Annotated in this window: 12 protein-coding genes; 6 read left to right on the top strand and 6 right to left on the bottom strand. The window is 68.6% G+C overall.

The features are described 5' to 3' along the window. Positions 1-5: 5 nt before the first annotated feature. Genes CVV72_RS37705 through CVV72_RS37720 form a run of 4 tightly spaced genes read right to left on the bottom strand, consistent with a single transcriptional unit; the run spans position 6 to position 3,863 of the window. Complete coding sequence (locus CVV72_RS37705; protein ID WP_219149132.1) at positions 6-1,067, bottom strand: ABC transporter permease; 1,062 nt, start codon at positions 1,065-1,067, stop codon at positions 6-8. Further along, the gene (locus tag CVV72_RS37710) at positions 1,064-1,828 is read right to left on the bottom strand and encodes an ATP-binding cassette domain-containing protein (RefSeq protein WP_219149134.1); all 765 of its coding nucleotides are present in this window, start codon (positions 1,826-1,828) and stop codon (positions 1,064-1,066) included. Before CVV72_RS37710 ends, CVV72_RS37705 begins: the two co-directional genes overlap by 4 nt. Next, positions 1,825-2,880: a class I mannose-6-phosphate isomerase gene (locus CVV72_RS37715; protein ID WP_219149136.1), complete on the bottom strand. Its 1,056-nt coding sequence runs from the start codon at positions 2,878-2,880 to the stop codon at positions 1,825-1,827. Before CVV72_RS37715 ends, CVV72_RS37710 begins: the two co-directional genes overlap by 4 nt. Continuing rightward, positions 2,877-3,863, bottom strand: coding sequence for a LacI family DNA-binding transcriptional regulator (locus CVV72_RS37720; protein WP_219149138.1), 987 nt, complete (start codon positions 3,861-3,863; stop codon positions 2,877-2,879). The genes CVV72_RS37715 and CVV72_RS37720 overlap by 4 nt, the downstream gene beginning before the upstream one ends. A gap of 194 nt (positions 3,864-4,057) precedes the next feature. Between CVV72_RS37720 and CVV72_RS37725 the strand changes: the two genes are divergently transcribed. The 4 genes from CVV72_RS37725 (at position 4,058) to CVV72_RS37740 (ending at position 9,094) form a co-directional block, all read left to right on the top strand. Further along, complete coding sequence (locus CVV72_RS37725; RefSeq protein WP_219149139.1) at positions 4,058-4,663, top strand: TetR/AcrR family transcriptional regulator; 606 nt, start codon at positions 4,058-4,060, stop codon at positions 4,661-4,663. A gap of 82 nt (positions 4,664-4,745) precedes the next feature. Next, positions 4,746-6,032 carry an FAD-dependent oxidoreductase gene (locus tag CVV72_RS37730; RefSeq protein WP_219149141.1) on the top strand — a complete coding sequence of 429 codons (1,287 nt, stop codon included), beginning with the start codon at positions 4,746-4,748 and terminating at the stop codon, positions 6,030-6,032. Between the two features lie 105 nt (positions 6,033-6,137). Further along, positions 6,138-8,525: a GH92 family glycosyl hydrolase gene (locus CVV72_RS37735; RefSeq protein WP_219149143.1), complete on the top strand. Its 2,388-nt coding sequence runs from the start codon at positions 6,138-6,140 to the stop codon at positions 8,523-8,525. A 203-nt stretch (positions 8,526-8,728) separates the two neighbouring features. Beyond that, complete coding sequence (locus tag CVV72_RS37740; RefSeq protein WP_219149145.1) at positions 8,729-9,094, top strand: DUF3817 domain-containing protein; 366 nt, start codon at positions 8,729-8,731, stop codon at positions 9,092-9,094. A 64-nt stretch (positions 9,095-9,158) separates the two neighbouring features. Here CVV72_RS37740 and CVV72_RS37745 read toward each other — a convergent pair whose 3' ends face one another. Beyond that, positions 9,159-9,659, bottom strand: a complete 501-nt coding sequence (locus CVV72_RS37745; RefSeq protein WP_034315493.1) for a MarR family winged helix-turn-helix transcriptional regulator — start codon at positions 9,657-9,659, stop codon at positions 9,159-9,161. Positions 9,660-9,746: 87 nt separating this feature from the next. Between CVV72_RS37745 and CVV72_RS37750 the strand changes: the two genes are divergently transcribed. After that, the gene (locus tag CVV72_RS37750) at positions 9,747-10,046 is read left to right on the top strand and encodes a thiamine-binding protein (RefSeq protein WP_219149148.1); all 300 of its coding nucleotides are present in this window, start codon (positions 9,747-9,749) and stop codon (positions 10,044-10,046) included. 1 nt (position 10,047) lies between these two features. On the opposite strand, the gene CVV72_RS37755 is transcribed toward CVV72_RS37750, so the two are convergent. Continuing rightward, complete coding sequence (locus tag CVV72_RS37755; RefSeq protein ID WP_219149150.1) at positions 10,048-10,464, bottom strand: hypothetical protein; 417 nt, start codon at positions 10,462-10,464, stop codon at positions 10,048-10,050. 98 nt (positions 10,465-10,562) lie between these two features. Here CVV72_RS37755 and CVV72_RS37760 point away from each other — a divergent pair, with 98 nt between their 5' ends. Further along, complete coding sequence (locus CVV72_RS37760) at positions 10,563-11,534, top strand: tetratricopeptide repeat protein (protein ID WP_219149152.1); 972 nt, start codon at positions 10,563-10,565, stop codon at positions 11,532-11,534. The last annotated feature ends 288 nt before the right edge of the window (positions 11,535-11,822 follow it).

Genomic DNA, 11,822 nt, shown 5'->3' on the forward strand with positions numbered 1-11,822 from the left:
AGGGATCAGCGAGAGTTGCGGCGACGACGGCGCCGCTGGTCGAACCAGACCGCGGCGATCAGCACCGCGCCGACCGCGATCATCTGCCAGAAGTCCTGGACCTGCGTGATGTTGAAGCCCTTCTTCAGCACGGCCGGGATGAACACGCCGATCACCGTGCCCAGTACCGATCCGACGCCACCGAAGAGGCTCGTGCCGCCCATCACCGTGGCGGCGATGGCGTTGAGGTTGTCGGTGGTGTGCGCCGAAATGGTCGTCGACGCGTAGTACGCCAGCGAGAGGAAACCGGCGACACCGGCGAGAAAACCGGTGAGCGTGTACACCTTCAGCAGGTGCGCGGTCACCCCGATGCCCGCCCGGCGCGCGCCCTCGGCGTTGGAGCCGACGGCGTAGGTGTAGCGGCCGAATTTGGTGGTGTGCAACAGCCACGCGCCGATCAGCGTGATGACCACGGCCACCAGCACCAGGTTCGGCACGCCGCCGAACGACGTCCCGTAGCCGAGCGTCTTGTTGAGCTCGGTCGGGACGCTGCGCACGTCGGACCCGTTGTTCAGCAGGTACGCCGCACCGAGCGCGGCACCCATCGTGCCGAGCGTGACGATCAGCGGCGGGATGTTCGCCACCGCGATCAGGAAACCGTTGACGAGCCCCCAGATCGTGCCCGCGACGACCGCGGAAAGCAGACCGACGAGAATAATGCTCCAGCCGGCCTTGGTCGCGTCGCCGTCCGGGCTCAGCGCCTCCATCGTCTTGCCCGCCACCATGCCCGCGAAGATCAGCACCGAACCGACCGAGAGATCGATACCGGAGGTGATGATCACGAACGTCATGCCGACCGAGAGCACCAGCAGCACCGACGTCTCGATGAGCAGGGTCTGGAAGGTGAACAGCGTCGCGAACTCGGCGGGCGCGATCGCGGTGAATACGATGATGAGCGCCAGCAGCACCAGCGCGATCCAGAACGTGTTCGCCCCGATCAGCCGCTGCCCGATCGGCCGCTTGCCGAAGCCACCGTCCACGGAGGTCTGGATCTCGGGGCCGTTCTTCGTCGGAGTGGACACGGTCACGCCGCCTCCTCTTGTACGAGGGCGCCCGTCATCGCGGCGACCAGGTCTTCCAGTTTCGTGTCGGCACCGGTGAACCGGGCGACGCGTTTGCCGAGCCGCAGCACCTCGATGCGGTCGGACACCGACAGCACCTCGGGCATGTTGTGGCTGATCAGCACGACGGCGATGCCCTTGTCCCGCACCTTCTTGATCACGTCGAGCACGCGTTCGCGCTGCACGACGCCGAGCGCGGCCGTCGGCTCGTCCATGAACACGACCTTCGACGCCCACACGACCGATCGCGCGACGGCGACGCTTTGCCGCTGTCCGCCCGAAAGCGAGCCGATCGGGACGTCGGTGCTCTGCAGGGTCACGCCGAGCCGCTGGAACTCCTCCACGGCCTGGCGTTTCATCTCCTTCTTGTCCAGCATCCCGAGCTTGCCGAGGATCCCCTTGCGGTGGATCTCCCTGCCCAGGAACAGGTTCGCGGCCGGGTCGAGTTCCGGTGCGACCGCGAGGTCCTGGTACACCGTCTCGATCCCCCTGCGCCGTGCCGTGGTGGGGGAGTCGAGCACCACCTCGGAGCCGTCGAGCAGGATCTTCCCCGACGTCGGCTGCTCAGCGCCGGAGAGGCATTTGACCAAAGTGGACTTCCCGGCGCCGTTGTCGCCGATCAGGGCGGTGACCTCCCCGGCCCGCGCCTGGAACGACGCGCCGCGCAACGCCTCCACCGAGCCGTAGCGTTTGACCAGGTTCTGCGCGTCGAGCAGGAGTTCGCTCACGATCGCTCCCTCTTCTCGGGTGCGGGCGGACGGCAGCGGATGACGGTGACCTCGCCCTCCACAGTGGACTGACCGGCGTCGTGCGGGACCACGTACGTCTCGCCCTTGCGCAGCGCGTACTCGCCGCCGTGTTCGGTGCGGAGCGTGCCCGAACCGGCCATGACGACCAGCACCGCGAACGACGGATCGAGTGACAACGTTGTCGACCTACCGGAAACGGCGGGACGGAGCTGGTCGGCGCGGAAGAACGCGTCACTGCCGTCGGCGAGAAGGTCCACAGTGGACGCGTCGTCGGCCGCGGTGCGCTTGACGATCGAGCCGAGCCGTTCTTCGTCCCAGCCCGAGGTGTCCAGGGTTTCGATGGCGGTCTCGAAGCCGATCCCGAGGTGCGCCTTCTCCGGGTTCGCCAGGAAGTCCCGCCATTCCAGGGTCAGCGAGAAGTCGGTCGGCTGCTGGAGTTCGACGACGAACACGCCTTCGCCGATCGCGTGCGGCAAGCCGGCCGGGATGTAGACCGTGTCGCCGGGAGTGACCGCGACGCTGTTCAGCGCCCCGAGCATGGCGGGCGCGTCCTGGGTGCGGGCCCATTCGTTGACCGTCGCTTTGTCGACGGTCTCCTTGAAGCCCGGGTACACGCGGGGGTCGTCGCCGTAGGTGCCGACGACGATCCACGCTTCGGTCTTGCCGAAGTGCGAGTCGAAGTGCCGCTTCGCGAACGAGTCCGACGGGTGGAAGTGCACCGGCAGGCGTTGGCCCGCGTCGAGCAGCTTCACCAGCAGACCGGTCGAATCGCCGAGCGCCTCGACGTGTTTGGCGCCGAGCCAGGCGGACGGGTTCTCGCGGACGGCGTCGCGCAGCCAGACCCCGCTGGGCAGCTTGGTCAGGCCGTTGGTCTCCTGGCCGAACATCGTGGTGGCCGAGCCGACCCAGTCCTCCGGGCCGTAGTCGGACTCGGCGGAAGCGCCCCGCAACGCGGCGATGGCGTCGCCGCCGCGGTAGAACTGCGGCGGCTGGTTCGCCGGCAGGCGGATCGGTTCGAGGTGGCCGCTCATGAAGGGGCGACCTCCCCGGAACCGCGGGCTACGAGATGCACGGGCAGAACTACCTTTCTCGGTGCGGATTGATCTCCCTGGACCCGGGCGAACAGCAGTTCCGCGGCCGCCCGGCCCAGTGCGCTCACGTCGTGCGCGATCACGGAGACCGGCGGATCCAGCAGATCCGCCAGCTCGAAGTCGTCGAAGCTGATCATCGCGGGGCGCCGCTCCGCGTGAGCCAGCGCGCGCAGCAGGTGCACGGCGACCCGGTTGTTGCCCGCGATCACGGCGGTGGCCGGATTCGGCCCGGTGAGCAGGCGCTTCACGGCGTCGCCGACGCTCTCGGCGGTCGGCGTCCGCATCACGACGAGCTGCTCGTCGAAGGGGATCCCGTTGCGGACACAGCCTTCGCGGAAGCCGCGCAGGCGTTCTCCCGCGGTGAAGATGTCCGGGCTGTCGGCGAGGAACGCGATCCGGCGGTGGCCGTGTTTCGCGAGGTGGGCGACCGCTTCGACGGTGCCGCCGATGTTGTCGACCAGCACCGTGTCGGCCACGATGTCGCCGGCGGGCCGGTCGAGGAACACCACGGGTGTGCCCGCGCGCATCTCGGGGACCAGGTAGCCGTGCTGCATCCCGGCCGGGACGACGAGGATGCCGTCGACGCGGCGGGAGCAGAACTCCAGGACCAGTTCGCGTTCGCGGTCGGAGTTCTCCTCCGACGAACCGGTCAGCACCTGGCGGCCGAACGAGGTCGCGATCCGTTCGACGGCCCGGTTGAGCTCCGAGTAGAAGGGGTTTCCGACGTCCTCGACGATCAGGCCGATCGTCCCGGTCGTCGAGCCGCGCCGCAGGTTCCGCGCGCCGAGGTTGCGCCGGAACCCGAGCTGCTCGATCGCCGCCATGACGCGCTCCGCGGTGTCCGGATGGACGGCGGGCTCGTCGTTCACCACTCGCGAGACGGTTTTGATGCTCACGCCCGCGAGCCGGGCCACGTCACTCATCGTGGCCCGTCGGCCGGTAGTGCGGTGGCCGTTGTCCGGTCCGCTGGAAGACAACGTTGTCATAGTGGCCGGAATTGAACGCCAGCGGCGCGGCGATGTCAATGCCCGATTCGCCGGGAGAGCGTCTTCCGAAGTCGAACCGTTACGCGGACCGGGGCTGTGGCAGGGTCTTGTCCGATCGAGGGGAGTGCGGAATGCCGTATGTCGAAGCGTCGGTGCGCAGCAGGCAGTTCGTCGCCGCCGCGCGGGAAGTGATGCAGCGCGACGGCGTCGCCGCGACGACCTTGCGGGCGGTCGCCGCCGAGGCCGGTGTTCCGCTCGGCACGCTGCAATACGTCTTCTCCAGCAAGGAAGCGTTGCTGCGGGCCGTGATCGAAGACGTGGTCGAAGAGATCTCGACCGTACTGACCGGGACGGTCGAACTCGACCGGGGGCTGGCGCACGCGATCCGCCAGGGCCTGACGAGTTTCTGGTCGGAGCTGGTCGCCGATCACGTCAAGCTGCAGCTGATGCAGGGCGAACTGCTGCACTACGCGCTTCGCAAACCCGGGCAGGAAGACATGGCGAGCTGGCAGTACCGGCGCTACGTCACGGTGCTGACCGACTGGTGCCGGGAGGCCGCCGTCAACGCGGGCGAGCGGTGCGCCCTGTCCTACGACCGGCTCGCCAGGGTCATGCTCGCCGGCGTCGATGGGCTCATCGCGCAGTACGTCTGCGAGCCCGACGACGAGCGCGCACGCGCCGACCTCGACACCGTGATCGGGATGCTCGTCGCTTCGGCGGATATCCGGCCTGCCTGACGTCTGACCAGCATCATTGCGGGTCGCCGCGAGCTGCCCTATGGTCAAGTCATACGACTGACTGAATTGCGGAGGGTGGCGAATGGACACAACTGTCGTGGTCGTCGGCGCGGGTTTGTCAGGGCTGGTGGCGGCACGGGCTCTGCACCGGCGAGGCGTCGAAGTCGTCGTGCTGGAGGCCGCCGACCGGGTCGGAGGGCGGGTCCTGAGTGAGACGACCGCGCTGGGTTCGCGGCTCGACCTCGGCGGGCAGTGGATCGGGTCCGACCATCACCGGGTCAGGGCGCTGGCGGCCGAATTCGGTGCCACCGAGTTCCCCATGCACACCGGGACGTTTCCCGTGTTGATCGAGGCTGGACGGCGGGTGCCGCTCTGGTCGCCCGCCCTGCTGCCCGCCGGTCTCCTGCTGGCCGCGGCGGGTGTGCTGGGCAGGACGGGAACACCGAAACGATGGAACCGCACGACGCTGGGATCGGTGCTGCGCGCGGTGCCGGGCCGGGCCCGCGGATTGCTGGAGGCGGTGGTCGCGGCGTCGTGGACCGCCGACCTCGATCGGCTTTCCGTCGAGGCGATGACCAGGATGATCCGCGCGCAGGGCGGATTGCGGACCATGCTGTCGACGGCGGGCGGGGCGCAGGAGGCCCTGCTCGCCGAGGGCGTGGGAACGCTCGTCGACGGTCTCGCCGCCGAGCTCGGACCGCGAGTGCGGACGGGGGAGGCGGTCACCTCGATCGTCCGTGACGACGACGGGGTCACCGTGCGGACCGGGAGGGATCGCCTGCGGGCGGCGAAGGTCGTCATCGCCGTACCGCCCCCGGTCGCCGCCCGGATCGCGCACGAGCCCGCGCTTCCGCGGCAGCGTGCCGAACTGGAGAAGAACACCTGCATGGGGACGGTGCACAAGGCGATCGCGGTCTTCGAGCGGCCGTTCTGGCGGGAGCGCGCGCAGGGTGAGTTCCTCGTCTTGGACGGCCTCGGGCACACGGTGTTCGACACCACCGCTCCCGGCGGGCCGGGGCATCTGTGCGTGCTGGTCGGCGGCCCCCGGGCGCGGCGGCTCGACGGGATGGACACCGCGGCGCGCCGTGACGCGCTGCTCCGGCCGCTGGTCCCGCAGCTCGGCTCCGCCGTGCTCGAACCCGCCGGTTGGCACGAAAAGGCGTGGCATCTCGACGAGCACGTCGGTGGTGGTTACACCGCGCTTCCCGTCCCGGGCACGACCGACGGTTTCCCGCCGCTTTCGCCGGTCCCGGCCGGGCACGTGCATTGGGCCGGCTCGGAAACCGCCCGTGACCACCCCGGCTACCTCGACGGCGCCATCGAAGCGGGTGAACGCGCGGGTCGGGAAGTGGCCGAGGCGCTCGGGTGAGCTTGTCCCGAATCGGACAGGGTTCGACGGACCTCTTGACCAGATGGTCTGTTCTTGTCGAAGGTGAGCGGGCAGCGACAACGTTGTCAGGAGGCGGCCTTTCCCATGCCTGCACGCACCTCGATCCGCGTCGCCGGGTTGCTCACCGCGTTCGTCGTCCCCGCAGGGCTGGTCACGCCCGTCGCGGCGGCGGCGCCCGGTGGCGACCCGGTGGACGCGGTCAACACCTTCATCGGTACCAAGGACGACGGCAACACCTTCCCCGGCGCTTCGGCGCCTTTCGGGATGACGCAGGTCAGCCCGATCTCCTCGCATTACGCCGGCTACCGCTACGACGACACCGCGATCCGCGGCTTCGGGCATTTCTTCCTGTCCGGCGCGGGCTGCTGGGAGCAGGGCGGCCTCGTGTCGTCCCTGCCCACCACCGGCGCGGTCGGGCCCGGCGCGGCGTTCGACACGACGAAACCCGAGACGTTCGACCACAAGAAATACGCCTCGCCGTACACGCACGAGGGCGAGGTCGGCAAACCCGGCTATTACAAGGTGCGGCTCACCGGTTACGGCGGCGTCGACGCGGAGACCACCGCGACCACGCGGACCGGTGTCGAGCGGTACACCTTCGCGAAGTCCGGCGACGCAAACGTTTTCGTCAACGTCGGCCAGGCCAATGACAAGGAGCCGGTGACGGCGAGCCAGATCCGCGTCGTCGGCGACCGGACGGTCGAAGGAATGGTGGAGTCGCAGGCGTTCTGTGGCGGGAAGCCGTACAAGACCTGGTTCACCACGACGTTCGACAAGCCGTTCAAGTCCTTCGGCACCTGGTCTCCGACCGGGGGCAGTCCGGGCTCGAAGGAATCCGCCGGTGGCGAGGGCCTTCGTGGCGCTTGGCTGACCTTCGGCGGCGGGCAGGTCACCGCGACGACCGCGATCTCCCATGTGGACGCTTTCGGCGCCCGGCTGAACCTGGCGTCCGAGAAGGGCCGCTCGTTCGACGCGGTCCGCGACGGGGCCCAGCGCGCCTGGCGCAAGGAACTGTCCTCAGTGGACATCAAGGGCGGGACGAAGGACGACCGCACGGTCTTCTACACCTCGCTCTACCACGCGCTGCTCCAGCCGCTGACCGGCAACGACGCCGACGGCCGCTACCGCGGGTTCGACGACAAGATCCACCGCGCGCTGGGCTGGACCTACTACGAGTTCTTCTCGTTGTGGGACACGTACCGCACGCAGAACCAACTGCTCGCGCTCTTGCGGCCGGCTCGCGCGAAGGACGTCGCGAAATCCGTGCTCGCCATCCACGATCAGGGTGGCTGGTTGCCGCGCTGGGCGTACGCGAACCAGGAGACGAACACGATGACCGGTGATCCGGTCACGCCTTTCCTGGTCGACCTGTGGCGATTCGGCGCGCTGTCGGGTCAGGAGTTCAAGGCATACCAGGTACTTCTGCAGAACTCGCGCGAGATCCCGCCCGCGTCTTCGCCGTTCCAGGGCCGCTCGGGTAACGCGAGCTACCAGAAGGACGGGTTCGTCCAGTACGACAAGGACTTCCCGAAGAAGGGTCAGGACACCGACCCGAACCACGGTGCTTCGGCCACGCTGGAATACGCGCTCGCGGACTGCTCGCTGTCCATCATGGCCGCCGGACTCGGCAAGAAGGACGACGCGAAGGCCTTGGCGGAGAAGGGGCGCAGCTATCGCACCCTGTGGGACTCCTCGGTGAGCGATCGCGGCTTCACCGGTTTCTACCGTCCCAAGCTGGAAGGCGGCGAATGGTTCAGCCCGGCGGGCAAGCCGTTCGACCCGCAGAGCCAGGACGGGTTCCACGAAGGCACGTCGTGGCAGTACCAGTGGCTGACCCAGCAGGACGTGCCCGGGCTCGTCGAGCGGATGGGCGGCAAGGAGAACGTCGGCAAGCGGCTCGACGACTTCTTCGCCTACGGGGATCTGGTCAAGGACCCGGCGAAGACCGTGCGCGAGGAATGGGTCGTCGGCCCGTACAACTACTACAACCAGTTCCGCTACAACCCGAACAACGAGCCGGACCTGCATTCGCCCTGGATGTACACGCTGACCGGGCAGCCGTGGAAGACCTCGGCCGTGGTGCGCGCCGCGCACACGTTGTTCACCAACGCGCCGAACGGTGTCACCGGCAACGACGACCTCGGGACCATGTCCGCGTGGTACGTCTTCAGCGCGCTGGGCCTGTATCCGGCGGTGCCGGGCACCGGGCAGTTCGTGCTCAACGCGCCGCGGTTCGAGAAGTCCGTGGTGCGGCTGGAGAACGGTCGTGACATCACGATCAAGGCCGACGGCGCCGACGGGTCGAAGCTCCAGTACGTCCAAGGACTGGGAACCGGTTCGCAGCGGGCGTATGTCGGGTTGGAACAGTTGACGCGAGGGACCACTTTGGACTTCAAGCTCACCGACGACCCGGCGAAGGCGACCTGGGCGACCGGTCCCGAAGGGGCGCCGAAATCGCCCTGCGCCGGGTGATCCGAGTGGTTTAGACCGGTTCGCACCGGGGGTCGTGAGCAGCATCACGGCCCCCGGTGTTCCGGTGAGGGCCGTCACGCCTCACACTGGTATTACCACGTCCGACAGCGCTGTTGACGTTCTTGGCGAGTCCGCCTTGGACAGTGCTCGTCGGACGTAGTCATGTGCACACACATAGTGGTGAGACCCCACAGGAGGAGAAAGTGTCCAGCAAGGCCGCTCTAGTATTCCGCGTGGCCGCGGTAGCCGAAGCCCTCTCGTGGGCCGGGCTGCTGGTCGGGATGTTCCTCAAGCGCGTCGTTGGGCTCGCCGAGGGCGGCGTTCCCGTCCTCGGCATGGTGCACGGCGTCGTGTTCGTCCTCTACGTGCTGGTCTCCCTGTCCGTGGCGAAGCCGCTCGGCTGGCGCCCGAAGACCCTGATCCTCGCGCTGCTCTCCAGCATCCCGCCGCTGTTCACCTGGCTGTTCGAGTCCTGGGCGCTGCGCAACGGCAAGCTGGACGGCCCGCAGCGGCTGTCGCACGGTGGTGTCGGCCTGTTCGCCAAGACCCCGGAAACCGCCGCCGCCTGATCTTCGGCAAGTACGTGAAGGCCCCCTTCCCTCGGCTCAGCCGAGGGAAGGGGGCCTTCACGCGCTATTCGGTGAAGTCGCCGGTGGCCTTGCGGACCTTGGTGAGCAGGTCGGTCAGCTGCTCGGTCTGCTTGCCGGTGAGCCCGGTCAGCCCGAAGTCGATTTCGGTGACCGCCTTCGTGGCCTCTTCGCGGCGTACGCGGCCTTCGTCGGTGATCTCGACCAAAGTGGTCCGGCGGTCGGTCGGATGCGGCACGCGTTTGACCAGGCCGTCCTTCTCCAGCCTGTCGACGATGTTGGTGACGCTCGTCGGGTGCAGCTGCAGCCGCTCGCCCATCACCCGCATCGGCAGATGGGACGCGCGGGCGAAGGTCAGCAGGACCAGCGCCTCGTACCGGGCGAAGGTGAGCCCGTGCGGTTTGAGCGCACCGTCCACCGCGGACTGGATGATCTGTTGCACGCGCATGATCCCGGTCACCGCGGCCATGGTCTCGGACGGCCCGATACGGGCCTCCCACAGCTGCGCCGCGCGGGCGATCGGGTCGAACGGCAACGGACGGCTCATGGCGCTCGAAGTTACCAGCGGGTACCCGTGCCATGCCGCACCACCGGGTGTTATGCGTGGGAAAAGCGTCTGAACGAGGAGCAGAAGATGATCGTGGCCTTCAGTGTCAGCCCGTCCGCGGCCGAGGAGGACGGCGGAGTCAGCGAGGCGGTCGCCCGCGCGGTGAAAGTGGTCCGCGAGTCCGGCCTGCCCAACTCCACCAACGCGATGTTCACCAATGTGGAAGGCAGCTGGGACCAAGTGATGGACGTCGTCAAACGAGCCGTCGAGGCGGCGGGCGAGGGCTCGTCGCGGGTCGGGCTGGTGCTCAAGGCCGACATCCGGCCGGGTTACGAAGGGCAGCTGACCGCGAAGGTGGAGCGCGTCGAGAAGCACCTGAGCGAATGAGTCAGGGGAGTGGCGGGGTGAACGAGACCAGCCACAGCTTGTCCTTGACCGCGATGGTCACCTGATAGCCGAAGGAACCGCCGTCGCCCAGTTTGCCGCTGACGGTGGCCGAAGTCGGCGTGAGGTCGTCCGGGGCGAACTTCACCGTGACGTCGTGGGCGCCACGTTCGGTCAGGGCGTCGATATAGGACTTCGCGAAGTCGCCCGCCGCCGCGGGCGGATAGTCGATGAGTTCGGAGAGGGCCTCGGCGTCGTGTTCGTTGAGCGCGGCGGTGAGGCCCTCCCGGAGTTGCCCCGGACTGGGGACACCGGGGTCGGGTTGATGGGCGATCAGCACCGTGATGACGCTCACCCAGACGATGGCACCGGCGATCGCGACGGCCACGGTGGCCGTCCTGCGTGTCGGAATGTCGATCACCCCCTCGTGGCGAGCCTGCCGGAAACGTGACCGTCCTGCCAAGCGGGCAGCCGGGGGCATGCGGTGAAACGCTCGGGGATGCGTGCCAGGATGGAACCGTGACACACCCACGCGGATCAGCATCGAAGACGGCGGCCCTTTCCGCCGCGCTTTCCGGCGCGGTCGACCTTTCCGCGCTCAAGGCGCGTGCCGAGGCGCCCCAGAAACAGCCTCCTGCCCCGCCGCGGCCCGCGGACGGCGCCGCGCCGGGCGGCCCGGCCACGGCGGGTGCCGTGATCGACGTCACCGAGGCGACCTTCCAAGCCGAAGTCGTCGAGCGCTCCTTGCAGCAGCTGGTGGTCGTCGACCTTTGGGCCGAATGGTGCGGCCCGTGCAAACAGCTCAGCCCGGTGCTGGAGCGCCTCGCCGCCGAGTCCGGCGGTGCCTGGGTGCTCGCGAAGGTGGACGTCGACGCCAACCCGCGTATCGCGCAGCTCTTCGGCGCGCAGTCCATCCCGACGGTCATCGCCATCGGCGGCGGCCAGCCGGTCGACGCGTTCTCGGGTGCCCTGCCCGAACCCGAGATCCGCAAATGGCTCGGTTCGCTGCTCGACGCGCTGCGTGACCGGCTGCCGGGCATCAAGGCCGCCGAGCAGAACGGCGGCGGTGTCGAGGTGCCGGAGGACCCGCGGTTCACCGAGGCCGAAGAGGCCTTCGAACGCGGTGACTTCGCCGCGGCGCAGGCGGCCTACGAGCGCATCCTCGACGTCGAGCCCGCGAACGAGGAGGCCAAGACCGCGCTCGCGCAGGTGAAGTTCACCGCCCGAGCCGAGGCCGCGGGCCCGGACGCGATCGCGAAGGCCGACGCGAACCCGGCCGACCTCGACGCCCAGCTCGCCGCCGCGGACCTCGAAGTCGCGGGGCAGCAGCCCGAGGCGGGCTTCGCGCGGCTGATCGCCGTCGTGCGGCGGACCGCGGGCGACGAGCGCAACAAGGCGCGGGAGCACCTGGTGGCGCTGTTCGACCTGTTCGACTCGGCGGACGAGCGCGTCATGAAGGCGCGGCGGGATCTGGCGAGCGCGCTCTACTGAGGTTTCAGTTACGTGAAGGCCCCCTTCCCTCGGCTCAGCCGAGGGAAGGGGGCCTTCACGTACTTGGGCGTGCCTCGCCGGCGTGCCTGGATGGACGACACATGTGTCTAGACGGACGACACGTGTGTCTGGACGGACGGCTCGTGGTGGAACCCGGCCGCACGCGTGTCGTCCGCTGGATCACACGTGCCGTCCGTCCAGACACATGCGTCGTCCGCCGGATCACGCGTGTCGTCCATCCAGTCACGCGAGATGGCGGGCATTCGTCGCGGCGATCGGGCTCCGAAC

This window comes from Amycolatopsis sp. TNS106, from assembly GCF_019330265.1.
GTDB classification, from domain to species: Bacteria; Actinomycetota; Actinomycetes; order Mycobacteriales; family Pseudonocardiaceae; genus Amycolatopsis; species Amycolatopsis lurida.